The 22,667-nt window shown below is 71.3% G+C and carries 19 protein-coding genes and 1 pseudogene; 8 read left to right on the top strand and 12 right to left on the bottom strand.

Annotated elements, in window-relative coordinates; genetic code table 11:
- Nucleotides 1–50: 50 nt before the first annotated feature.
- From ACFVIU_RS13200 to ACFVIU_RS13190, 3 genes are all read right to left on the bottom strand, one after another.
- Nucleotides 51–575 (bottom strand): hypothetical protein, encoded by a 525-nt coding sequence (locus tag ACFVIU_RS13200; RefSeq protein ID WP_385842446.1) that lies wholly within the window; start codon nucleotides 573–575, stop codon nucleotides 51–53.
- Between the two features lie 6 nt (nucleotides 576–581).
- The gene (locus ACFVIU_RS13195) at nucleotides 582–1,118 is read right to left on the bottom strand and encodes a DUF5994 family protein (RefSeq protein WP_385842445.1); all 537 of its coding nucleotides are present in this window, start codon (nucleotides 1,116–1,118) and stop codon (nucleotides 582–584) included.
- Nucleotides 1,119–1,308: 190 nt separating this feature from the next.
- Nucleotides 1,309–2,286, bottom strand: a complete 978-nt coding sequence (locus tag ACFVIU_RS13190) for a magnesium transporter CorA family protein (protein WP_385842444.1) — start codon at nucleotides 2,284–2,286, stop codon at nucleotides 1,309–1,311.
- Nucleotides 2,287–2,541: 255 nt separating this feature from the next.
- Between ACFVIU_RS13190 and ACFVIU_RS13185 the strand changes: the two genes are divergently transcribed.
- Nucleotides 2,542–3,594 (top strand): fatty acid desaturase family protein, encoded by a 1,053-nt coding sequence (locus ACFVIU_RS13185; RefSeq protein WP_385842443.1) that lies wholly within the window; start codon nucleotides 2,542–2,544, stop codon nucleotides 3,592–3,594.
- Between the two features lie 631 nt (nucleotides 3,595–4,225).
- Here the strand turns inward: ACFVIU_RS13185 and ACFVIU_RS13180 are convergent.
- The 3 genes from ACFVIU_RS13180 to ACFVIU_RS13170 form a co-directional block, all read right to left on the bottom strand.
- Nucleotides 4,226–5,116, bottom strand: a complete 891-nt coding sequence (locus ACFVIU_RS13180; protein ID WP_385842441.1) for an alpha/beta fold hydrolase — start codon at nucleotides 5,114–5,116, stop codon at nucleotides 4,226–4,228.
- A 94-nt stretch (nucleotides 5,117–5,210) separates the two neighbouring features.
- Complete coding sequence (locus tag ACFVIU_RS13175; RefSeq protein ID WP_030645400.1) at nucleotides 5,211–6,215, bottom strand: NADP-dependent oxidoreductase; 1,005 nt, start codon at nucleotides 6,213–6,215, stop codon at nucleotides 5,211–5,213.
- 127 nt (nucleotides 6,216–6,342) lie between these two features.
- Entirely contained in the window at nucleotides 6,343–7,029 is a 687-nt protein-coding gene (locus tag ACFVIU_RS13170) for an SDR family oxidoreductase (RefSeq protein ID WP_385842440.1), read from the bottom strand.
- A 110-nt stretch (nucleotides 7,030–7,139) separates the two neighbouring features.
- Between ACFVIU_RS13170 and ACFVIU_RS13165 the strand changes: the two genes are divergently transcribed.
- The 5 genes and pseudogenes from ACFVIU_RS13165 (at nucleotide 7,140) to ACFVIU_RS13145 (ending at nucleotide 13,467) form a co-directional block, all read left to right on the top strand.
- On the top strand, nucleotides 7,140–7,700 hold the full coding sequence (locus ACFVIU_RS13165; RefSeq protein WP_030645405.1) for a TetR/AcrR family transcriptional regulator: 561 nt from the start codon (nucleotides 7,140–7,142) through the stop codon (nucleotides 7,698–7,700).
- A gap of 154 nt (nucleotides 7,701–7,854) precedes the next feature.
- Nucleotides 7,855–8,157: pseudogene (locus ACFVIU_RS13160) on the top strand (helix-turn-helix domain-containing protein); the annotation flags it as partial.
- 280 nt (nucleotides 8,158–8,437) lie between these two features.
- The gene (locus ACFVIU_RS13155) at nucleotides 8,438–8,863 is read left to right on the top strand and encodes a transposase (protein WP_385842439.1); all 426 of its coding nucleotides are present in this window, start codon (nucleotides 8,438–8,440) and stop codon (nucleotides 8,861–8,863) included.
- 327 nt (nucleotides 8,864–9,190) lie between these two features.
- Nucleotides 9,191–10,870 (top strand): SpoIIE family protein phosphatase, encoded by a 1,680-nt coding sequence (locus tag ACFVIU_RS13150; RefSeq protein WP_385842438.1) that lies wholly within the window; start codon nucleotides 9,191–9,193, stop codon nucleotides 10,868–10,870.
- A 1,220-nt stretch (nucleotides 10,871–12,090) separates the two neighbouring features.
- Nucleotides 12,091–13,467 (top strand): MFS transporter, encoded by a 1,377-nt coding sequence (locus ACFVIU_RS13145; RefSeq protein WP_385842437.1) that lies wholly within the window; start codon nucleotides 12,091–12,093, stop codon nucleotides 13,465–13,467.
- A 50-nt stretch (nucleotides 13,468–13,517) separates the two neighbouring features.
- On the opposite strand, the gene ACFVIU_RS13140 is transcribed toward ACFVIU_RS13145, so the two are convergent.
- The 4 genes from ACFVIU_RS13140 to lnt form a co-directional block, all read right to left on the bottom strand.
- A complete protein-coding gene (locus tag ACFVIU_RS13140) occupies nucleotides 13,518–15,437 on the bottom strand; it encodes a helix-turn-helix domain-containing protein (RefSeq protein WP_385842436.1) in 1,920 nt (639 codons plus the stop codon).
- Between the two features lie 76 nt (nucleotides 15,438–15,513).
- Nucleotides 15,514–16,326, bottom strand: a complete 813-nt coding sequence (locus ACFVIU_RS13135; protein ID WP_385842434.1) for a 3-hydroxybutyrate dehydrogenase — start codon at nucleotides 16,324–16,326, stop codon at nucleotides 15,514–15,516.
- Between the two features lie 54 nt (nucleotides 16,327–16,380).
- Entirely contained in the window at nucleotides 16,381–16,860 is a 480-nt protein-coding gene (locus ACFVIU_RS13130; RefSeq protein ID WP_385842433.1) for an NUDIX domain-containing protein, read from the bottom strand.
- Nucleotides 16,861–16,926: 66 nt separating this feature from the next.
- The gene (gene lnt, locus ACFVIU_RS13125; protein WP_385842432.1) at nucleotides 16,927–18,540 is read right to left on the bottom strand and encodes an apolipoprotein N-acyltransferase; all 1,614 of its coding nucleotides are present in this window, start codon (nucleotides 18,538–18,540) and stop codon (nucleotides 16,927–16,929) included.
- A 384-nt stretch (nucleotides 18,541–18,924) separates the two neighbouring features.
- Between lnt and ACFVIU_RS13120 the strand changes: the two genes are divergently transcribed.
- Nucleotides 18,925–19,896 carry an O-antigen polymerase gene (locus tag ACFVIU_RS13120; RefSeq protein ID WP_385842430.1) on the top strand — a complete coding sequence of 324 codons (972 nt, stop codon included), beginning with the start codon at nucleotides 18,925–18,927 and terminating at the stop codon, nucleotides 19,894–19,896.
- Nucleotides 19,897–19,920: 24 nt separating this feature from the next.
- Here the strand turns inward: ACFVIU_RS13120 and ACFVIU_RS13115 are convergent, their stop codons facing one another.
- Nucleotides 19,921–20,466 (bottom strand): hypothetical protein, encoded by a 546-nt coding sequence (locus ACFVIU_RS13115; RefSeq protein WP_385842429.1) that lies wholly within the window; start codon nucleotides 20,464–20,466, stop codon nucleotides 19,921–19,923.
- 167 nt (nucleotides 20,467–20,633) lie between these two features.
- The gene (locus tag ACFVIU_RS13110) at nucleotides 20,634–21,428 is read right to left on the bottom strand and encodes a glutamate racemase (RefSeq protein ID WP_385842428.1); all 795 of its coding nucleotides are present in this window, start codon (nucleotides 21,426–21,428) and stop codon (nucleotides 20,634–20,636) included.
- A 69-nt stretch (nucleotides 21,429–21,497) separates the two neighbouring features.
- Here ACFVIU_RS13110 and ACFVIU_RS13105 point away from each other — a divergent pair, with 69 nt between their 5' ends.
- Nucleotides 21,498–22,661 (top strand): glycosyltransferase, encoded by a 1,164-nt coding sequence (locus ACFVIU_RS13105; protein ID WP_385842480.1) that lies wholly within the window; start codon nucleotides 21,498–21,500, stop codon nucleotides 22,659–22,661.
- The last annotated feature ends 6 nt before the right edge of the window (nucleotides 22,662–22,667 follow it).

Here is a 22,667-nt window from a genome sequence, read left to right as displayed (position 1 = left end):
AAGCAATCCTTGCGAGGGTTCACTTCGGTCCGAGACGCCGACGCGGCGGCTCAGCCACGCCCTTCCTCTTCCGTCTCCATCTGCCGGATCCCCTGGTGCGTCAGCGTGATCATCCCGGGCGTGTTGCCCCTCTCCCAGTCCACGACGACCCAGCCTTCACCTGCCAGGTACATACAGGCAGCGGCCATGTCCTGCTCAGGGATACCCAGGTCCGTGCGGAGCTTCGCCCCATCGACACCCAGGAGGCGATTGCCTTCGGCGGCTTGGTACAGAGCCTGCATGATCCTCTCGCGGTACGTCTTTCGGTCTCGCAACATCGCCATGACGCGCCTTCCTCTACCGCCCACGGTCGGGCCGAAGCCGATGTCATCCGCGGTCGCCGTCGCGGTGGGGCGCGTCGGAACGGTCGCGTCCACCGACCGACGGTGTCTCCGGGGCCGACGCCCGATCCCCGGCAGAACATCGCTGTAGTGGAAGGCAGCGATCCGTTCGGCGTGCTGGCCGTTGAGCCGGTGGATCAGAACGACTCCGACGGCGATCAGGACGAGCAGCACGGCCACGGCGATGACGAGCATGGGATCTCACCTCCGCCGACCGGCGGGCGAAGGCCCTGCCGAGCCGATGGACCGGGGCAGGGACGACGGTCGACCTGCTCCGCCGTCGGCCTCCCAGGCTTCTTCCCTGTTTCGTGCATCGATCCTGTCTGCTGCTTGCTCCCGGGCCGAGGCATCGACGCCGTCGCCGGCCATCAGCTGCGCGGCGGCATCCGCACCGGTTTCCGGCGGAATCACCAGCACGTCCCGGCGGCCGTCAGCGGAGAAAAGAGTGAGTCTGTGGGGATCCTGCTCCTCGGTGGACCAGCCCACCTGCACGGTGCGCCCGGCGTAGGACACCCAGTGCGGCAGGACGGGCCAGTAGGCCGGGTGCACGGTGACACTCGTGATACGACCCCAGAGATCGCCCAATGCGGCCGTCAACGACGGCAGCTCACGGGTGAAGGCACGGGAGCGAGGCCACCACATACCGTCCAGCCCGCCCGGCGCGGGCGTCAGGGACAGCCGGGCCGGCTGCGGCGGCGCACATCTGATCGATGTCGTACGGTCAATGGTCACAGCCATGGCGCGGACCTGTCCCCGGGCTCGTGGGTGCGGCCCGGCGCTGTCGATCACCGGGAACGGCACCCGCATCGGAGCCGGTGCGCGAAGAACTCCCGGTGTCTTCAACACTACTCCGCTCACCGGTCCGAAAAGCCCGGGATGACCAGGCAGTTTCCTGCCTTCAGGACCGGGTCGCCGGTGCCGATGCCGGTCAGAGCCAGTCCTTGCGCTTGAACGTCAGATACAGCAATGCGGACAGGAGCACGATGACTGCGGCGGAGGTGATGAATCCCGACTCGCGGCCGAAACCGGGATAGGGGAGGTTCTGGCCGTAGTAGCCGGTGATCGCGGTGGGTACGGCGATGATCGCGGCCCAGCTCGTCACCTTCTTCATGATCAGGTTCATGCTGTTGGCCTGGACCGAGAGGTTCGTCTCCATGACCGAGGCCACCAGGTCCCGCAGTGATTCCGTCCACTCGGTGGCACGCAGCACGTGGTCGTAGACGTCCTGGTAGTACGGGACGAGAGGGTCGGTGATCAGGTGCAGGCCGGGGCGCATGAGCCCATTGACCACCTCGCGCATCGGAAGCACGACGCGGCGCAGCCGGACGAGCGATTTACGCAGCGCGAAGACCCGGCGCTGCACGGCTTCGATCTCACGGCGCCCAGCCGCGAAGAGCAGGCCCTCCAGCTCCTCGATGCCGTCGTCCAGTTGCTGGACGGCGGCGAAGTGTCCGTCCACGAGATGGTCGAGCAGGCCGTGCAGCAGGAATCCGACGCCGTGGCCGGCCAGGTCCGGGCTCTCGTCCCAGCGGGCGACGACGTCCTCGATGTCGAAGCCGTCGTCCTTGCGGACGGTGATCATGGCCTGGCCGGTGAGGAATACGGCGATCTCGCTGTACGTCAGCTGCGCACCGTCCGGGCTGACGGTCACGGCATAGGCGCTGAGGAACTCGTGGGTGCGATAGCGGTCGAGTTTCGGCCGCTGTCCACGCTGGGCGGCATCCTCCAGAGCCAGTTCGTGGATGCCGAACTCCTGACCGAGCATGGTGAGTTCAGCGGCTCCGGGCCGGTGCAGGTCCAGCCACAGGACCGACGCCGGATCAGCGAGATGCGCAGGGACGTCACCGACGGGAAAGTCCTCCAGGACGAGAGTGCCGTCGTGATACAGCCGGGTACGCGTCACCATGACCCGAGGCTAGTGTCTTATATCCCTTCCATGCCGCTTCGCCCCGATTGCCAGCGCGGCAGGTTCATCGACAGCAGTCACCCTCCGGGGAGGATCTCACGCCGTCAAAGCCCGGCGACATCCGCAGGCTCCGGCCAACAAGCACCGGGGTGCCGGTCCGACGGCAGGGATGTGGGTACCCGGCTGCCGCATCGCATCCGGCGTACACCGCATGACCGGATGCGGCCCGTCAGCCGGGAAGGGCACTCCGAGACCATGACCACGCATACCCCGCGCCGTCGCCCGCCTCCCCCCGCAGGTGGCAGTGATTTCGCCCGCCTGTCGAAGAAGATCGCCGAGGCCGGCCTGATGAACCGGCGCCCCGGCTACTACACCGTCCGGTCCATCGTCGTGGCCGTCGCCTACGCCGGCGGCTGGAGCGCGTTCGTCCTCATCGGCGCCGGGTGGTGGACCCTGGCGCTCGCCGCGTTCCTCGCCGTGATGTTCGGGCAGGTCGCTCTGCTCGCCCACGACGTCGCCCACCGCCAGGTCTTCCGCCGGCGCCGGCCCAGCGAGACGGCCGGCCGCATCGCCGGGGCCGCGATCGGGATGGGCTACGGATGGTGGCAGGACAAACACACCCGCCACCACGCCAACCCCAACCACGAGGGCCTCGACCCCGACATCACCCCCGACCTGCTGGTGTGGTCCCAGGACCAGGCCCGCGCCGCGACCGGACTGCCGAGGATCATCGGCCGCCGGCAGGCGTTCCTCTTCTTTCCCCTGCTCCTGCTCGAAGGGGTCAACCTGCACGTCTCCAGCGCGCGAGCACTGGGCAACCGCGCCCTGAAGAACCGCGCCCTGGACGGCACGCTGCTCTACGGGCACACCGCCGCCTACCTGACCGCAGTGTTCCTCGTCCTCCCGCCCGGCATGGCGATCGCGTTCCTGGCCGTCAACCAGGGCCTGTTCGGCCTCTACCTCGGCTGCCTCTTCGCCCCCAACCACAAAGGCATGCCGATCCTCACCGGCAACGACCGCCCCGACTTCCTGCGCCGACAAGTCCTCACCGCCCGCAACGTACGCGGCAGCTGGTTCACCGACCTCGCCCTGGGCGGCCTGAACCACCAGATCGAACACCACCTGTTCCCCAGCATGCCCAGCCCCAACCTGCGCAAGGCCCGGCCCCTCGTCCGCCACTACTGCCAGGACCTGGGAGTCGACTACCTGGAAACCGGACTGATCGCCTCCTACCGGCAAGCACTCGCCAGTCTCCACCGAGCAGGAGCGCCACTGCGGCGAGCCCGTATCGGCAGCGCCCCAGCATGACGCACCGGCGCCGGCGGCGTACTCCAGAGCCCTGTCCCGGTGCCCGGCTGCAGTGATCCGGTGAAACGCAATTGCCGGAACAGCCCCGTCGGCTTCCCGGCGGGGCTGCGCCGCCTCACGGCTCCCCTTGAGGTGGCTGCTAACGCGGTCGCGCGAGCGCGGCCACCAGGCGGTGCAGCAGGGCCGGTGCGGAACCGGTGGGAGCGAGCGTGAGGCGAAGGACGGGGCGAACCCGCCTTCGGGTGAAGCCGGGCGGGAGATGGTCGCAGTCATGACGCGAACCCTGCCTCGGGCCGACCGGAAGCGGCCCGGCGTATTGGATCACCGAGAACTACACAGACATGAAGGCCGATGTTCGAAGGGTCCTCGGTAACTCCAGGGTACTTCTGGGCAGTACGACTCAGTGGTCTGCGTCGTAAGTCTTTCGGGGGTTGACTTCGCGGCTGGGCGTCGGCGGGCTTGTGGCCAGGTGACGGGGCGGATCTGGCATGCGATGCCGAGGGCATTCTCGGGTGCCGATGGGAATGCCGGCGTACAGGAGGTGTCTGATCGGGGGAGGCTGGCTCGCCCGGGCCCGCCTTGTCCCGGGCGCGCCTGGGGCCGAGGCGGCGGAGGGATGTGGCGTCAGGAGTCAGGCGACGGGCTGTGCTTCGAGGAATGCGAGGGCTCTGGCCACGAACTCGTTGTGGAACTGGAAGATCCCGCCGTGTCCGGCGTCCGGGTAGAGGGGGACGAGTTCGCTCCGGGGCAGGCGTGCGGCGAGGTCGAAAGTGTTCTCGCTCGGCACCATCCGGTCGCTCTCGCCGTTGGCCACCAGGACTGGCTGGTGGATGCGCGACAGGTCCGCGGGCGCCTGCAGGCCCCATCGGTGGATGGCCTTGAGCTGGGCGCGGAACGACGTCAGCGAGATGGCCCTGTCGCGGTCGCTGGTGCGTTCCTTCAGCCGTTTGAGGAAGGCGCGTGCTTCGCGTCGGCCGTGTTCGGTGTCGGTGAAGAAGAGGAACTGCTTGGGGTCCTTGCGGGTCAGGAAGCCCTTCAGGATGTCCCGGAGGGTCAGTGCGGTGACCTTGTCGATGCCCGGGCCTCCGGCGGGGCCGGTGCCCGCGAGGACGACCCTGCGCACCAGCTGCGGTTCCTCGGCTGCGATGACCTGGGCGATGAAGCCGCCCATCGACAGGCCGAGCAGGTCGACCTGCTCGAAGCCCAGGGCTCGGATGAACAGCACTGCGTCGCGGGCCATCGCTTCGATGGTGTCGGGGGTGGAGCCGCCCGACGCGCCGACTCCGCGGTTGTCGAAGGCGATCACCTGGCGCCGGGCGGCGAGTCCGTCGACGACGCGGGGGTCCCAGTTGTCCAGGACAGCGGTCAGGTGGTGGAGCAGGATCAGTGGTACGCCGTCTCCTTCCGAGCCGAGCTGGCGGTAGACGAAGTCGACGCCGCGCACGGACACCGAACGGGTCGGTGCATCTTTGTACGTCGACGGGGCGGGCCTGGGGGTGGGGGACCTGCGCGGTGCGCTCATGATCGGTTCCTGGGGTGTGGAGGGTAGGGGTGGTGGGGTGTGGCATATCCTCTCGCCGCCCGGGGCCTGGCGGTGGAGCGGCGGGGGCTGGTGCTCACACCGTCGCGATGACGACCTTGCCGGCCTTGGCGCGTCCCTTCTCGGCGTACTCCATGGCTTCGCGGCCCTGCTCGAAGGGGAAGACACAGTCGACGACGGGGCGGATCTTCCCGGCGTCGACGAGCCGGGTGATCTCGCGCAGCTGCTCGCCGTCGGCCTTCATGAACAGGAAGGAGTACGTCACGCCCTGGCGCTTGGCGTGGCGCCGGGTCGTGAAGCTCAGCGCGTTCATCGCCTGGCGCAGGACCGGGTTCGCGCCCAGCTCGCGGGCGAAGTCCGCGTCGGGGGGTCCGGCGATGCTGATGACCTTCCCACCGGGCTTGAGGATGCGCAGGGACTTCTCCAGGGTCTTGCCGCCGAGGGTGTCCAGGACGACGTCGTAGCCGTCCAGGACGTCCTCGAAGTCCTGGGTGCGGTAGTCGATGACGACGTCCGCGCCGAGCTCCTTGGACAGGGCGGTATTGGCCGCGCTCGCGGTAGTGGCCACGTGTGCGCCCAGGTGCCTGGCCAGTTGGAGGGCGATGGTGCCCACCCCGCCGGAGCCCGCGTGGATGAGGACCTTCTGGCCCGGCCGGACCCGTGCCTTCTCGACCAGCGCCTGCCATGAGGTGAGGGCGACCAGGGGAAGGGAGGCGGCCTCCGCCATGGTGAGGGTGGCCGGCTTGTGGGCCAGGTCGTCCTGGTGGACGGCGATGAGTTCGGCGAAGGTGCCGATGCGGTCCTTGTCGGGCCGCGCGTAGACCTCGTCGCCCACCGCGAAGCGGGTGACGGCCGAGCCGACCTTGACCACCACTCCAGCGAGATCGTTGCCCAGGATGAGAGGCAGGCGGTACGGGAGGATCCGCTTGAAGGCACCGTCGCGGATCTTGAAGTCCAGCGGGTTGACGCTCGCCGCGTGGATCTTGACCAGCACGTCGTCGGCGCCCGGCTTCGGATCGGGCAGCTCGGCGGCGCGCACCGCGGACTGGTCACCGTACTTCTCGATCAGGTACGCCTTCATCATCATCTCCGTTTTCCGCCCGCAGGGGGACGGGGTCTCCGCTCGCTCCAGGCTTGCCCCGGTACGAGGTACTTTCTTGTCTGCACTGCTGGTTCAGAGGGCTCCGCGCCGATGCGGCGGGGGCGCCTCACCCCGCATTCGGCGCGGCGGCCAGGCCCTGCTTCACGTGCCGGGTGACGTCGTCGGCGAGGACCTCGGGCAGGCCCGTCTCGATGCCTGACAGAGCCTGGGCGGCGACCTCGGCCGGGTCGGCCTTCTGCTCGGCGGGAACGCTGGCGGCCATGTCGGTGTCCATGTATCCGACGTGCAGCGCCGTCACGGCGATGCCGCGGGGCACCAGCTCCTCCCGGACCGCACCGGTCAGCGCCCAGGCGGCGGCCTTCGCCGCGGCGTAGGAGCCGAGGCCGGCCGGGTGCAGCCAGGACAGGACGGACAGCACGTTGAGCACGGCGCCGCCACCGTTGGACTCGATGACCGGGGCGAAGGCCCGGGTCACGGCGAGCGGGCCGAAGAAGTTCACCTCCATCTCCAGGCGCACCGCTTCCAAGCCGCCCGCGATCAGCGGCGTGCCGGTGGAGATGCCGGCGTTGTTCACCAGCAGCGTCGCGTCAGAGGCGGTGCAGGCCGCCTCCCGGATCGACTCCGCGTCCGTCAGGTCGAGCCGCAGCGGGACGGCCCCGGGCAGGTCCACCGCCTCGGGGCGGCGGGCCGCCGCGTACACCTTGGCCCCGCGCGCCATGAGCTGGGCGGCCAGATGCCGCCCGAGCCCCCGGTTGGCGCCGGTGACCACCGCGACCGCGTCCTTCAGTTCCATGAGCACTCCCAGCGTTGAGCACGGCGACGACCGCACGATAGATTGCATCCGTCATCTAAATCTCAGCCTAGAATAGATTTCGCTCGACATCCAACTGGGAGGGGTGACCGATGGGCCGCGTATCGCAGGCACAGGCACAGGAGAACCGCCGACGGGTCGTGGAAACCGCCTCTCGGCTGCTTCGGGAAGAGGGCACCCGCCTGAGCGTCGCCGACCTCATGAAGTCGGCCGGCCTGACCCACGGCGGCTTCTACAAGCAGTTCGCCTCCAAGGAGGCCCTCATCGACGAAGCCACCGCCCACGCGTTCGCCGAACTCGCCCAGCACCACAAGGACGGGCTCGATCAGTACGCCGGGCAGCGCGACGCCGCCCAGCGGGCGCTGATCGACGCCTACCTCTCCGTCGAACACCGCGACAGCCCGGCTGACGGCTGCCCCGCCGCCGCACTCGCCACCGACATGGCCCGCGACGGCGGAGAGACCGAGGCCCACCGCGTCTACAGCCAGGGCGTGGGCGACTTCGCCGACTTCCTCGCCACCGAGGACCAGGACGGCATCACCCGGCTGTGCACCATGCTCGGCGCACTCGTCCTGTCCCGAGCCACCAACGGCACCCCGCTCTCCGACGAGATCCTCACCGCCGCACGCACGGCACTGATCGGCACCAACTGACCACAGAGACGGTGCAGGGCGGCACGCCGCAGGAAGGGCGCGCTTCTTTGCACCCCGTCGCCATCCACTTCTCGTGCACGGCTCTCCCGCGTTGCATCGCACCGCCGCATGCCCGATCGTCCTGACGGCCTCCGAGCGTGAGCGGCTGAAGAAGATGGCCTACGGCCACAAGACAGAGCACCGGCTGCGCCAGCGCGCCCAGGTCGTCTTGTACGCGGCTCGGGGCCGCTCCAACGCGCGCATCGCCCGCGAGACCGGGCTGCAGGTGGAGACCGTCCGCACCTGGCGCGACCGTTTCGCCGGGAACCGGCTGCCCGCCCTGTCCGACCGCAAGCGTTCCGGGCGTCCCGCTTCCTTCGCCCCGTTACAGAGGGCCAAGGTCAAGGCGCTGGCCTGTCAACTGCCCGCGGAGAGCGGCACGCCACTGTCCCGCCGGTCGGCCTCGGAGCTGGCCCGCGAGGTCATCGCCCGCGCCATCGTCGACACAATCTCCGCTTCCACAGTGCGACGCTGGCTCGTCCAGGACGCGATCAAACCCTGGCAACACCGGTCCTGGATCTTCATCAGCGACCCCGGCTTCCGGCTCAAGGCAGCCCGTGTCCTTGACCTGTACACCCGCGCCTGGGACGGCGAGCCGCTCGGCGCGGACGAGTATGTGATCAGCGCGGACGAGAAGACCTCCATCCAGGCCCGCTGCCGCTGTCACCCCACCCCTCGCCCCCGGGCAGGCCAGGGCGGTGCGGGTCAACCACACCTACGGGCGCGGCGGAGCACTGGCCTACCTGGCCGCCTACGACGTCCACCAGGCGAAGGGGTTCGGCCGCTGCGAGCCGACCACCGGCATCGGCCCGTTCATGAACCTGGTCACCCAGGTCATGAGCCAAGAACCCTACGCCAGCGCGAAACGCGTGTTCTGGATCGTCGACAACGGCTCCGCCCACCGCGGCAAGGCCGCAACAGCCCGGCTGACCACTGGGTTCTCGAACGCGGTACTGGTCCACACCCCCGTGCGCGCCTCTTGGCTGAACCAAGTCGAGGTCTATTTCTCCGCCGTACAGCGCAAGGCCCTCTCGCCCAACCACTTCACCGACCTTTGCCAAGTCGGGAACCGGCTCCGAGCCTTCGAAGACCGCTACAACGCCACGGCGCAGCCGTTCCAGTGAAAGTTCACCACCTCCGACCTGGACGATCTGCTGGCCAGGCTCGACCGACACGCCGCCGATCGCCCAGAAGAATCCTTGCCCCGACTCGCCGCATGATCAACCCCCGAAGGACTAACGACGAAGACTACTCAGACCGGTCGAGACGAGCCCGTTCCCTGCCGCTCGGGCATAGCGTTGATGCAGGTCGTACCGATCGTTGTCAACTCCGCAGTCGTCGATCCGCTGGTGTGTCGGCCTGCCAACGCGTCCGCGGTTTCCGGCGAGGGTTTGCATGGCTGGAAAGGCGGCATGGTGGAGGACATGGGAGATGAGGGGCGGTGCCGGTCGGTGGCCGAGCCGGATTTCTGGCGGCAGGTCGTCCGACGGCTGGGCACAGCTCTCATCGTGGTGGACCCCACTGGACGGATTCTCGCGGCCAACCCGGCTGCCGAGCGCCTGCTGGGCCGTGCCGCCGCCGCCATGCGGGGCGAGGACGCACACGACCTGCTGCACCGGGACGCGGCCGGCGGCCCGGTGCCCCGGGAGCAGTGCCCACTACTGCGGTCCCTGGCCGAGAGAGCCGAGGCACGGGGGGAGGGTGAGATCTGTCTGCGCGGTGACGGCCGTCTGACCGCGATCTCCTGGTCCGCTTCCCCTCTGAGGGACGACAGCGCCTTCCAGGGCATGGCCGTGCTGTTGACCGACGCCGCCGGCAACCGCAGCACGCGCCGGGAGCGTGCGGCCTACACGCGGGCTCTGGAGGACCGCACCGAGCGGCTGACGCTGGTGGCGGAGATCACCGACGTGCTGGGTCAGACACTCGAGATCGACGAGGCCCTCGCCCGGCTGGGCCGCCTGCTGGTTCCCCGCCTGGCCGACTGGGCGGCGGTAGACCTGCGGGTCGGTACCGGACAGGTCCACCGTGTGGCGGTGACGGGCCCGGGGGGCCGCCACGCCGCGCAGGAGGACTGGCGCGAGCGCCTGCCCCAGACGGAGGTGGGAAAAGCCCACTCTCCGCTCGTCCAGGTATTGAACGGCGGTGATCCCGTTCTGCAGCGCGAAGCAGACGTCGCCGAGCCGGCCGGCTCTGCCCTGGCCGCCGTCCACAGCGGCTTCCTGCGGGCGGTGGGCGCGACATCCGCCCTCACCGTGCCGCTGGGCTCCGCCCGTCAGGTCACCGGCGCCCTGACGCTGGTGCGCACCGCCCCGGAGACCCCCTTCGACACCGACGATCTGAAAGTGGTGGGCGACATCGGCCGCCGGGTCGGCCTGGTCATCGACAACGCCCGCCGGTTCGGCCGCCAGCGCGCCGTCGCCGAGGCCATGCAGCGCAACCTGCTCGCCCCGCTGCCCCGGCTCGGCCGCCTGCAACTGGCCGCCCGCTACCAGCCCGCCCCGGCCGGCTCCCAGGTCGGTGGCGACTGGTACGACGCCTTCGAGCTGAAGGACGGCACGCTCGCGCTGGTCATCGGCGACGTCCTGGGTCACGATCTCACCGCCGCGGCCGGCATGGCACAACTGCACGGCATCCTGCGGTCACTGGCCTGGGACCGCGCCGGCCCACCCGGCGCTGTCGTGGACCGCCTCGACGACGCCCTGCCGGCCATCACCACCGTCCCCATGGCCACCCTCGTCCTCGCCCTGCTCGAAGGCAGCCCGCACACCGGCCCATGGACGCTGCGGTGGACCAGCGCCGGGCATCCGCCGCCCCTCCTGCTGGCCCAGGGCGGACACGCGCAGTACCTCGAAGCCGGGCAGGGGCTCCTCCTTGGCGCCGGTTCGAGCACCGTCGGCAGCCGACCGAACGCCGCGCAGTCGCTGCCGCCGGGTTCCACCCTGCTGCTCTACACCGACGGCCTGATCGAAATCCCCGGCAGCGACCTCGACACCGGCCTCACCCGTCTGCGCCACCACGCCCTCGCTCTCGCCCACGAACCGCTCGACACCCTGTGCGATCAGCTACTCGGCCGCATGCCACCCGGCAACACCGATGACGTGGCCCTGCTCGCCCTGCGGATGCCGTCCTGAACCATGACGTGGGCAACTACAGGCGTGGACCTCATCTTACGGAGCGGTCGCGGAGCGTTACCTCCCCCTGGTCGATGACGAGGAGACGGGTTCGCGTGAGACCCGCACGCCTGCCCTTCTTGGTGGAAGGGATCTGGTGTGACGTGGACGCGACCGCTTCCAGTACGTCGGCCGCACGACCACGCACCGAGTTCACCGACGCTCGGTTGGTCGCGTGGGCGCGGTTCGCGATCCGCCCGGCCTCGGAGAGACATGCCGTGCCGTAGACACTCCTCAAAGGCCGATGAGTTTGCAGAAGCGAAGAGTGCCTCCCGCTTGGGCGGAGAGTCCCTGGGTGACAGGCTGTGCCTCGGCCGTCAGAGCGGCGGCGTCGCCCCCTCCTTGCTTCGGGTGCTCAGGAGGGGAGAAGCCGGGCACAACGGTGCCCTCGGCGGACGTTGCACGCACCTGTGAGAAACCCCGTCGGACCGCACCGGCGAGGCTTCTCGTCGAACACCGCTATCACACACCTGTCACCGACTGCGTCGACTCACGCGGACCAAAACGCTCTGACCTGGAATTGTGCGGTCACCTTGGACTGACCTGGACGCCGACAGACGGTCTCTACAACCTGTGCCATGTGGTACCGCGGCCCACTCGCTAGCACCACGTACCACTCATCAAGATCCGGACCAGGTGCGGACCGACTCAGCCTGGCACTCGATGTTCCCGCTCTTTGTCGCAGGTCAGGAGCGAGGTCAGGCGTGTACCACCAGCAGACCAAGAATCTGCTGGGCCGAACGCGTACCGCGCGCAGGCGCAACGCCTTGTCTGCCCGCAGAGCCGAGCGGCATAGCCGGGTCGGCCTCTGAGTCAGGTCACCTACCGCGCAACGGCCCTGAGCCGATCAGCCCCAAGATGTCCGAGTTCAACGGAGCGTAGTCAGCACTAAGTCAGCACGGGAGGGGTGAACACGGGTGATGACGTGGGCTTTTAGTCAGCACCAAACCAGCACGGGAGTCAGCACCGCACCGTCAAATCACCCCGAACTGTGCGTCCCGGACAGCACTCGTTTCGACCACCTCCGAGCCCCTGAACCGCCCTTCCGTGAGCCGGCATGGTGGCCGCACGCATAGCCAACCCTCGAACTATGTTGCCCCGCCACATGTGCGCCTGACCTGCATGTTTCTACGGTGTGCCGACACGTACCCGTCCCCACCGCACACGAGGAAGTGGCGCACATGGCCTCCGGAACCACCGCTCCCCCACCACCCGTGAACCTCAAGCGCATCGTCGCCGCCAGTCTCATCGGCACCACCATCGAGTGGTACGACTTCTTCCTCTACGGCTCCGCGGCCGCGCTGGTGTTCAACAAGCTGTTCTTTCCCGACTCCGACCCCCTCGTCGGGACACTGCTGTCGTTTCTGACCTATGCCCTGGGCTTCGCGGCCCGCCCGCTGGGGGCCCTGGTGTTCGGGCACTACGGTGACCGGCTGGGGCGGAAGAAGCTGCTGGTGCTGAGCCTGGTGCTGATGGGCGGGGCGACGTTCGGCATCGGGCTGCTGCCCACCCACGCGACCGTCGGCGCCGCCGCACCCGTGCTGCTGACGGCACTCCGGCTCGTGCAGGGGTTCGCGCTCGGCGGTGAGTGGGGCGGCGCCGTCCTGCTGGTGTCGGAGCACGGCGACGCGCGCCGTCGGGGCTTCTGGGCGTCGTGGCCGCAGACCGGCGCCCCGGCCGGGCAGTTGCTGGCCACCGGGGTGCTCTCGCTGCTCACCGCCCTGCTGTCCGACGACGCCTTCGGCAGCTGGGGCTGGCGGATCCCCTTCCTGCTCTCCGGAGTGCTCGTGATCGTCGGGCTGTGGATCCGGCTGTCGGTGGACGAATCGCCGGTGTTCAAGGAGGCGTTGGCGCGGGCCGAGTCCCGGCGGGCCGGCGCGCCGGAGCAGCTGCCGCTCGTCTCGGTGCTGCGGCACCACTGGCGCGATGTGCTGGTGGCGGTGGGCGCCCGGATGGCCGAGAACATCGGCTACTACGTCATCACCGCCTTCGTCCTCGTCTACGCCACGACCTCGGCCGGGGTCTCCAAGCAGACCGCGCTCAACGCCGTACTCATCGGCTCCGCCGTGCACTTCGCCGTCATCCCGGCCTGGGGTGCGCTGTCCGACCGGGTCGGGCGGCGGCCGGTGTACCTGCTCGGCGCGGCCGGTGTCGGCCTGTGGATCTTCCCCTTCTTCTCGCTGGTGGACACCGGTTCGTTCGGGTACCTGGTGCTGGCCGTGACGGTCGGCCTGGTACTGCACGGCGCCATGTACGCGCCGCAGGCCGCCTTCTTCGCGGAGATGTTCGCCACCCGGATGCGGTACTCGGGGGCTTCCATCGGCGCGCAGTTCGCCTCCGTGGCGGCCGGTGCGCCCGCCCCGCTCATCGCCACCGCGCTGCTCTCCGACTACGGCAGCTCGACGCCGATCGCGCTGTATGTGATCGGCGCCGCGCTGCTGACGCTCGTCGCGGTGGGCGTGGCCCGGGAGACCCGGCACCGGGATCTGGCCCAGGACGAGGCCGGGCACGAAGAGGCCGCCGGGACCGGCTCGGCCGCCGAGGCGCGCACGGCCTGAGCCCCGCGCGCTCGTCCCCCCGCACTGACCGGTCCCCGCCCGGGGGCCGGTCAGTGCCGTTCCGGCGCGGCCAACCGGTGCAGGCGCAGGGCGAGTTGGATCTCCAGGGCCCGCGCGGGCGTCTGCCAGTCCGCGCCGAGCAGCCGGCCCACCCGCTCCAGCCGCTGGGCGACCGTGTTCACATGGACGTGCAGCGTCTCCTTGGTGCGGGCCGGGCTCATCCCGCTGGCGAAGTACGCGTCCAGGGTGCGCAGCAGTTCCGTCCCGCGCTGCTCGTCGTACGACACCACCGGTCCGATGGTGCGCTCCACGAAGCCGGTGACGTCCCGTTCGCCGGCGAGGAGCAGGCCGAGGAAGCCGAAGTCCTCGGCTGCCGCGCCGTCTCCGGCCCGGCCGAGCAGCAGCAGCGCGTCCAGGCAGCGGCGGCCCTCGGCATAGGCGGCGACCACGGAGCCGGGGTGTGCGGCGAGGTCCGTGACGGGGGCGGAGGCGCCGACCGTGACGGGCTGGCGCACGGCGGTGCCCAGCCGGCGGGCGGTACGGCGGGCCACCTCCGTGGCGGTGTCGGCGGAGCCGAGCGGCAGCAGCAGGACGGTGCCGCCGTCGCGGGCGGCGGCCAGGCCGTGCCGGGTCGCGGCGAGGTGGGACGCGGCGGACCACAGGCGACGGCGGGCCGCCGCCTCCTCGTCGGCGTCGGCCGCCGGGCCGTCGATGCGCGCGGCGAGGACCACATGGGTGGCGTCGAGGTCGGCGTGCAGCCGGGCCGCGCGTTCGCGCAGCAGGCGCGGGTCCCGGTCGCGCGCGTCCAGCAGGTCGTCCAGCAGCTCGCCACGGACCCGCTGTTCGGCCTCGGCGGCGGAGCGGCGGGCGAGCAGCAGCAGCGAGGTGACCATCGCCGCGCGCTCCAGGGTGCGCTGGTCGACCGGGTCGAGGCCGGGATGGCCGCGCAGTACCAGGGCGCCGAGGAGTTCACCGCCCGCGGCCACCGCCGCGATCCAGTCGCTGCCGTGCCGCACGGCGTGCCCGTCGGCGCGGGAGGCCTCCAGCGGCTCGGCCGGCGCCGCGTCTTCCTCCGTGAACTCGACCGTTCCGTCGAGGACTTGGGAGACGGCGGCGGCCACGTCATGGACTCCGCCGCCGCGCAGCACGAGTTCGGCGAGCCGGTCGTGGACCTCGGAGGCGCGTTCGATGACGCCGCTGCGGTCCCGGATGATCTCGTTGGCGCGCTCGAGCCGGGCCAGCGCCGAGCGGGTCTCGGTGAGCAGGTTCGCGGTGTCGATGGCGGCCGCGGCGAGCGCGGCGAAGGAGCCGAGCAGTGCGATCTGCTCGCGTTCGAAGACCCGTGCTCTGCGGTCGGCGGCGAAGAGGACGCCGATGACGTGCGGGCCGAGCATCAGCGGCACACCGAGGATGGCGACCAGGCCCTCGTCGTGAACGCCGGCGTCGATGGTGTGGGTGTGCTGGAACCGGTCGTCGTGGAAGTAGTCGTCGGTGACGTACGGCCGCGCGGTCTGGGCGACGAGTCCGCCGAGGCCCTCCCCCATGCCGAGCCGCAGCTGCTGGAAGCGCGCGGAGACGGAGCCCTCGGTGACCCGCATGTAGGTGTCACCGCGCACCGGGTCGTTGAGGCTCAGATAGGCGATGTCCGTGCCGAGCAGTGAGCGGGCGCGCTGCACGATGGCCTGGAGCACGGCGTCCACATCGCGCAGCCCGGCCAGGTCGTGGGCGGTCTCGAAGAGCGCGGACAGCTCCGCCTCGCGGCGCCGGCGCCCCTCCAGTTCCGCCCGGACGCGCAGGGCGAGCCGCTTGGCGTGCTCCAGCGCGGCGATCCGCTCGGCCGGCCCGCCCTCGGCGCGGGCCAGGAGCGCCGGCTGCTCGTAGGCCTCCGTGGAGGCGTCGCGGGCCAGCAGCTCGAGGAACGGGGCCTCCGTGCTGTCGCGTGCTGCCGAGTGAACGTGATCGCGAGACATGGTCACAGGATTCCGCATCGGCCACCCGGCCCGTCAGGCCTGTGGAAAACTCTCGGGGCCGGCGGCGTCCGGCCCGTCAGTGGGCCGTCCACCCGCCGTCGAGCACCAGCGAGGTGCCGGTGACGAAGGAGGCCTGCGGGCTGCACAGGTAGGCCACGGCCTCGGCGACCTCCTCCGGTTCGATGAGCCGCCGTACCGCGCTGTCCTTCAGCAGGACTTCGGACAGCACCCGGCTCTCGGGAATGCCGTGGGCCTGTGCCTGGTCGGCGATCTGCTTCTCGACCAGTGGGGTGCGCACATAGGCCGGGTTCACACAGTTGGACGTCACCCCATGGGCGGCGCCTTCCAGGGCGGCCGTCTTGGAGAGCCCCTCGAGACCATGTTTCGCGGCCACATAGGCGGACTTATAGGCGGAGGCGCGCAGACCATGGACGGAGGACACGTTCACGATCCGGCCCCAGCCCTGTGCGTACATGTGCGGGAGCGCGCCGCGGATGAGGCGGAACGGCGCCTCCAGCATCACGGTCAGCACCGTGTGGAAGACGTCGGGCGGGAACTCCTCGAGGGGGCGCACCAGTTGCAGCCCCGCGTTGTTGACCAGGACGTCGGTGCCGGCGGCGGCCTGTTCGGCGGCGTCGAGGTCGGTGAGGTCCACGACGTGCGGTACGACGGTCCCCGCGAGGTCCGCGCGTTTGGCCTCGTCGGCCAGGGCGGCGAGGCCCGCGCCGTCCCGGTCGACGGCCCGCACGTCGGCCCCGGCGGCCGCGAGCCGCAGCGCGCAGGCGCGTCCGATGCCGCTGGCGGCACCGGTGACGAGAGCGGTACGGCCGCCGAGGTCGAGGGCGAGCGGCTGGACAGGGGGGCCGTTCAACGGGGTGGGCGAGGTCATGTGCCGACCCTAAGCGGACCCCATCCCTCACCACATATGGTCGCCGCCCATACTTCAGCCAAGAGTCATAGGGTCAAACCATGTGGGTGCCTCGGACATGGCCTGTTTGATCCGGAAGAGGCCGAATTCGTGCAGGTCGGGCAGCGCGTCCACCGGGAACCAGCCCACGTCCAGGGACTCGTCGTCGTTGACCCGGGCCTCGCCGCCCACGGCGCGGCAGCGGAAGGTGATGTCCATGAACTGGCAGATGTCGCCGTTGTCGTAGGTGATCGGGTCCAGGGCCTGGACCAGGACCACCCGCTCGGGAACGCAGTGCACCGCCGTCTCCTCGAAGACCTCCCGCACGGCGCAGGCAGCGGGCTGCTCGCCCGGGTCCGGGATGCCGCCGATCACCGACCAGGTGCGGGTGTCGGCCCGTCGGCCCAGCAGCACTCTGCCGTCGTCGTCGAAGACGATCGCGGTGACTCCGGGGAGCCAGAGCAACTGCTGTCCGGCGGAGGACCGGAGCGTGCGGATGAAGTCAGGGGTAGCCATGCGGCCGACCCTAACGGGCCGGTCCGCCGTTCCGTCCGTCCGGGGGAAGCCCGGGACGTCGTACGCTCACGCGCCGGCGGTGCGACGCCGGGTGCGCAGGCCCGACCCGATCGCCCAGCCGATGCCGCCCGCGGCGACCAGCACGAGGGCCATCTCCGGCAGGATGCCCAGCTCGGTGGCGGGCGTACGGGAGGTGCGCAGCGGCACCTTCTGCACGAGGTAGGCGGGCACGAACATGCCGGTCCGCTGGGTGATCTTGCCGTCCGGCATGATGATCGCGCTGACCCCGCTGGTCACCGGCACGGTCACCGTGCGGCTGTGTTCGACCGCGCGGATGCGGGACATGGCGAGCTGCTGGTAGGTCATCTCGCTGCGGTCGAAGGTGGCGTTGTTGCTCGGCACGGAGATCATCTCCGCGCCATGGGTGACCGTGTCCCGCACCGCCCAGTCGAAGGCGGCCTCGTAGCAGGTGGCCAGGCCCACCTTGGCGCCGTCGAGGTCGAAGACGCCGGGCTTGCTGCCCCGGCTGAAGTCCTGGCGGACCATGCCGGTCCAGTTCTTGTTGATGGCGCCGACGAGCCCGCGCAGCGGGAGGTACTCGCCGAACGGCTGGATCTGCCGCTTGTCGTAGGTCTGGGTCGGCCCCTTGACCGGGTCCCAGAGGATCTGCTCGTTGAGCAGCTTGCCGTCCCGTTCCACGACGCCGCCGACCGAGACGGGCACGCCGACCGCCTTGGCGGCGCCCGCGATGACGGTGGCCGCGTCCGGGTTGGCGAAGGGGTCGATGTCGGAGGAGTTCTCCGGCCACAGCACGTAGTCGGGCTTGGCGACCTTGCCCGCCCGGATGTCGGCGGCGAGCTTGGACGTCTCGCGCGCGTGGTAGTCGAGGACGGCCCGGCGCTGGGCGCTGAACTCCAGGCCCGAGCGCGGCACATTGCCCTGGATGAGCGCGACGGTGCGGGTGCCGGCCTCGGCCTTGTCGCTGACCAGGGGCATCGCGGCGGCCGCTCCGGCGACCGGTACGGCCACGCTCAGCAGTGCGGCGGCCGCGGTCCCGCGCCGGACGGCATGGCCGCGGCGCCGCTCGGCGATCAGCCGGACGGCCTCGCACAGACCGAACCCGCACAGCACGACCGCGAAGCCGAGCACAGGGGTGCCGCCGACCGCGGCGAGCGGCAGGAAGACACCGTCCGCCTGGCCGAAGGCGATCTTGCCCCACGGGAAGCCCCGGAAGGGCACGCGCGCGCGTACGGCCTCCCCCGTGATCCACAGGGCGGCTGCCCACACGGGCCAGGCAGGCAGCCGGGAGACGGCGCTGACGCCCACGCCGACCAGGGCGACGAACACCGCCTCGATCGCGGCCAGGGCGAGCCACGGTCCGGGCCCCACCTCCACACCGGTCCACACCAGCAACGGGAGCAGGAAGCCGAGCCCGAAGAGGTAGCCGAGGCCCAGGGCCGCCTTCCAGCTCCGGCCGCGCAGCACCCAGCCGAAGCCGGCGAAGGCGGGCAGGGCGAGCCACCACAGGGTGCGTGGCGGGAAGCTGACGTAGAGCAGCACTCCGCACAGGGCGGAGGCGACGGCCGGGACCAGGCGCAGCAGGCGGCCGCCGAGCGCGCTGGGCGCGGGGGACGGCCGGAGCTGGTCCGGCTGGTCCAGGGAAGGTGCGGTGACGGTCACCCGGGTGAGTGTACGGCCGTCGACCTTGCTGTTGACAGCGCGGGCCGGGGGGCCTGCTGATCGCGAGGGGCTGGTGTGGCCGCCCCCGGGCCGGCTGTCCCCCGCTGCCGCGGGCGCCCGCTTTCCCGGACCGGGAGAGTGGTTCGGACGACTACCGGAATGCGGACCTCTGCGCGCACATCGTCCCCAAACCCGCCATGAGCCGTTACGGTGAGCGCAGCCTGGGCGATGCGGCCGTTCTCGGTGCGTGTGTCCGGGCTTGCCATAGGTCGGGGGACCAGGTGCGAGGGGCGGCGGGTGGGGGCGACGGGGACGAGGTCCGCGACCGGTGCGGACGACACGGACACCGAGAGCGGCGAGAGAAACGTTTCCGACGGGGTCGGGATGATCCTGCTGGGGGCCTGCGCGGCATGGTCGCTGATCACCGCGGCAGCGCATGACGGGCGGCCCGAGGGGCTGCTGCTCGCGGTGCTGGCCGCGACCGCCGGCTATGCAGCGGGCCGGGTCTCCGGCACCCTGCTGCCGGTGGCCGCGCCCGGCGCCGGTGCGCTGGCCGGGCTGGCCCTGGCCGTGGCCCTGCCCGGCCTCTCCCCCGGCCCCGGGTACGCCGTACCCCTCGGGCATGCCGGGGCCACCGCCGCCCTGCTGGCCCTGGCCACCGGAGCGGCGTGCTGTGCCGCCTGGGCGACGCCCGTACCGGCGCTGCGCCTGGGTCTGTGGGCGCTGGCCGCCGGGATCGTCGGAGCCGGGGCGGCACTGGGGTCGGTGGCCGGTTGCGCGACCGGTGCGGCCGTCCTGCTGTGTTCCCTGGCCGCGGGCGCGGTGCCGCGCCGGGGTGGGGGGCTCGCGGGTCTGGCGGTGGCGGCGGCCGGGGTGGCGGCGACGGTCTGGGCGCTGGCCGCGGATGTGCTGCCGGGCGGCCTTGCCGAGGTGCTCACGCGGTGGTCGGGTCCGCACCGGATGCGGGTGTGGCGGGAGGCGCTGGGGCTCGGGGAGGGGGCGGGCGGTCTCGGCGTCGGGCCCGGCCGGTTCGGGGAGCTGAGCCGTACGACGGCACCGGCGTCCGCGTCCGACGGCAGGGCCCACTCGGCGCTGCTCCAGCAGGCCGCTGAGCAGGGCGTGGTGGGGGTCGTGCTGCTCGGCGCCGTGTTCTGCTGGGTCCTGCACGCGCTGTGGCGCAGCCCTCGTACGACGCCGGTCGCCCTCACCGCGGGGGCGGCCCTGACGGCGCTGGCCGGGCTCGCCGCGGTGGGCAACGCGCTCAGTTTTCCGACGGTCACGGCGGGCGCGGGTCTGCTGGCCGGCTGGGCGACGGCACGGCCGTGGGCGGGCGACGACGCGGGGCCGCGACCCTGACCCGTGGAGGAATGGGCGGCGGACTCAGCCGGCCGTGCCGGGGGTGATCGCCCGCAGCCGGTCCCGGATGACCCGCACCGCCGACTCCGCGTTGTCGACAGTGATCGTGAAGGTGTGGCCGTCCCACAGCCGGAGCACGACGCCCTCTCCGCGGCGCACGACGACGGCGGTGCCCTTCTCGGGGCGCCAGCGGTAGCCCCAGCCGCCCCAGTGGCGCGGGGTCACATGGGCGGTGAAGTCGGCGCCCGCCACATGGGAGAGCGGAATACGGCGGCGGGGCAGCCCGATGTGGCCGCAGCGCACCTCGACGCACTCCCGGTCGCACCGGAGGTCGACGTGCACGAAGGCGAGGGTGCCGAAGAGGACCAGCAGGCCGGCCGCGATACAGCCCACGACGGACATCGCCAGGGCTGCGACGCCGGAGGTCCAGGCCGAGTCCACGGCCAGCTCGATGCCGAGTGCCAGGCAGGCCGCGCCGACCAGCGCCAGCAGCCACTGGACCCGGTTGGTGGCGCGGCCGGTCCAGACGTCGGTGCGCGCGGTGTCGTCGGCTCGGGGATGGTCCCTCATGTTTATGAGGTTACTCAGGTTTCGATCCGCGGGTACCCGCTCGCGGAGGGTGACCGCACCCGTCCGGCCCAGTGGGTGACAGGGACCTGTGAGCGCGCACACAGAGGACGCATATACAAAGGGCGACCTTCATGTGTATACGCCGCACATGGGTGCGTCCGGTCGGGTCAGGTGCGGTCGGCGACCGGGCCGGGGACGGGCAGCAGCCGGCCCTCGGCGTAGTGCAGTGCGGGCGCGGGCAGCTCGCCCTCGCGGCCGCTGAGCAGCACGGTCAGGGTGCCTTCGGCGGGGGCCTCGGGGGCGGGCTGTTCGCCGATCCGGCGCAGGGCCTGCGCGGCCACCGCTCCGGCGGAGCCGTGCAGCACGAGTGGGGCGGCGCCGGGGCGCTGCACGGCGGCGCGGATACGTTCCGCCACCAGCTCGTAGTGGGTGCAGCCCAGGACGACGGTCGTCACATCGTCCGGGGTCAGCTCGGCCGCGGCGGCGACAGCCGCGTCGATGGCCGCCTCGTCCGCGTGCTCGACGGCCTCGGCGAGACCCCAGCACGGCACCTCGTGCACCCGGACGCCGTCGGCGAAGTCCTCGATGAGCCCGCGCTGGTAGGCGCTGCCGGTGGTGGCGGGGGTGGCCCAGATCGCGAAGGGGCCGCCGCCGGCCGCGGCCGGCTTGATCGCCGGGACCGTGCCGATCACCGGGATCCCGGGCTCCAGCCGGGCGCGCAGGGTGGGCAGGGCGTGCACCGTGGCGGTGTTGCAGCCGATGATCAGGGCGTCGGGCCGGTGGCCCGCGGCGGCCTCGGCGACGGCCAGCGCGCGCTGGGTGACGTCCTCGGGGGTGCGCGGCCCCCAGGGCATGCCGTCGGGGTCCAGCGAGAGCACGAGATCGGCGTCGGGCCGCAGTCGCCGTACCGCGGCGGTGGCCGCCAACAGGCCGATTCCGGAGTCCATGAGCGCGATCTTCACCCGGCCACGATAGACGATGGAGTCTTGCCGGCCGTTGCGGTGGGGCAGACTGCGGCCGTGAGCGCCCTGATGTGGATCACCGTCGTGTCCCTGGCCGCCTGGTGCTGGCTGCTGCTCGGCCAGGGCTTCTTCTGGCGCACGGACGTCCGGCTGCCGCCGCGCCGGGAACCGGACGGGTGGCCGTCGGTCTGTGTCGTCGTACCGGCCCGGGACGAGGCCGCCGTACTGCCCGCGAGTCTGCCGTCGCTGCTGGCGCAGGACTATCCGGGGCGGGCCGAGGTCTTCCTGGTGGACGACGGCAGCACGGACGGCACCGGGGAACTGGCCCGGGAGCTGTCCCGGCGGCACGGCGGGCTGCCGCTGACGGTCGGTTCGCCCGGGGAGCCGCCCGCGGGCTGGACGGGCAAGCTGTGGGCGGTGCGCCACGGTATCGGCCTGGCACGCGCGCGCGATCCGGAGTTCCTGCTGCTGACGGACGCGGACATCGCGCATGCGCCGGACAGCCTGCGCGCCTTGGTGGCGGCTGCCCGCACCGGCGGTTTCGACGTGGTGTCGCAGATGGCCCGGCTGCGGGTGGAGAGCCTGTGGGAGCGGCTGGTCGTCCCGGCCTTCGTCTACTTCTTCGCGCAGCTGTATCCCTTCCGGTGGATCAGCCGTGAGGGCACGCGTACGGCCGCGGCCGCGGGCGGCTGCGTCCTGCTGCGCGCCGGTACGGCGGAGCGGGCACGGATCCCGGACGCCATCCGTCACGCCGTGATCGACGACGTGGCACTCGCCCGCGCGGTGAAGGGTGCCGGCGGCCGTGTCTGGCTGGGGCTGGCCGAGGGAGTGGACAGCGTGCGCCCGTATCCGCGGCTGCACGACCTGTGGCGGATGGTCTCGCGCAGCGCGTACGCGCAGCTGCGGCACAACCCGCTGCTGCTGCTCGGTACGGTCGCCGGGCTGGCGCTGGTCTATCTGGTGCCGCCCGCCGCGCTGGTCGCGGGCGCGGCCGCCGGCGGTGCGGCGACCGCGGTCCTGGGTGCGGTGACGTGGGCGGTGATGACCGGTACGTATGTGCCGATGCTGCGGTACTACCGGCAGCCGCTGTGGCTCGCTCCGCTGCTTCCGTTCACCGCGTTCCTGTATCTGCTGATGACGGTCGACTCCGCCGTGCAGCACTACCGGGGGCGCGGCGCCGCCTGGAAGGGCCGTACGTATGCGCGTCCGGACGCGGTGCCGGAGGAGGGCTGAGCGGGG

The organism is Streptomyces sp. NPDC127190 (assembly GCF_042672505.1).
GTDB lineage: Bacteria > Actinomycetota > Actinomycetes > Streptomycetales > Streptomycetaceae > Streptomyces.
The sequence above is the reverse complement of the archived record's forward strand: the minus strand, read 5'-3'. Positions and strand labels throughout refer to the sequence as shown.

Coding starts and splice junctions, on each gene's coding strand:
- ACFVIU_RS13200 (WP_385842446.1), bottom strand. CDS start 575: ATGCTCGTCATCGCCGTGGCCGTGCTGCTCGTCCTGATCGCCGTCGGA.
- ACFVIU_RS13195 (WP_385842445.1), bottom strand. CDS start 1,118: ATGGCTGTGACCATTGACCGTACGACATCGATCAGATGTGCGCCGCCG.
- ACFVIU_RS13190 (WP_385842444.1), bottom strand. CDS start 2,286: ATGGTGACGCGTACCCGGCTGTATCACGACGGCACTCTCGTCCTGGAG.
- ACFVIU_RS13185 (WP_385842443.1), top strand. CDS start 2,542: ATGACCACGCATACCCCGCGCCGTCGCCCGCCTCCCCCCGCAGGTGGC.
- ACFVIU_RS13180 (WP_385842441.1), bottom strand. CDS start 5,116: ATGAGCGCACCGCGCAGGTCCCCCACCCCCAGGCCCGCCCCGTCGACG.
- ACFVIU_RS13175 (WP_030645400.1), bottom strand. CDS start 6,215: ATGAAGGCGTACCTGATCGAGAAGTACGGTGACCAGTCCGCGGTGCGC.
- ACFVIU_RS13170 (WP_385842440.1), bottom strand. CDS start 7,029: ATGGAACTGAAGGACGCGGTCGCGGTGGTCACCGGCGCCAACCGGGGG.
- ACFVIU_RS13165 (WP_030645405.1), top strand. CDS start 7,140: ATGGGCCGCGTATCGCAGGCACAGGCACAGGAGAACCGCCGACGGGTC.
- ACFVIU_RS13145 (WP_385842437.1), top strand. CDS start 12,091: ATGGCCTCCGGAACCACCGCTCCCCCACCACCCGTGAACCTCAAGCGC.
- ACFVIU_RS13140 (WP_385842436.1), bottom strand. CDS start 15,437: ATGTCTCGCGATCACGTTCACTCGGCAGCACGCGACAGCACGGAGGCC.
- ACFVIU_RS13135 (WP_385842434.1), bottom strand. CDS start 16,326: ATGACCTCGCCCACCCCGTTGAACGGCCCCCCTGTCCAGCCGCTCGCC.
- ACFVIU_RS13130 (WP_385842433.1), bottom strand. CDS start 16,860: ATGGCTACCCCTGACTTCATCCGCACGCTCCGGTCCTCCGCCGGACAG.
- ACFVIU_RS13120 (WP_385842430.1), top strand. CDS start 18,925: ATGATCCTGCTGGGGGCCTGCGCGGCATGGTCGCTGATCACCGCGGCA.
- ACFVIU_RS13115 (WP_385842429.1), bottom strand. CDS start 20,466: ATGAGGGACCATCCCCGAGCCGACGACACCGCGCGCACCGACGTCTGG.
- ACFVIU_RS13105 (WP_385842480.1), top strand. CDS start 21,498: ATGTGGATCACCGTCGTGTCCCTGGCCGCCTGGTGCTGGCTGCTGCTC.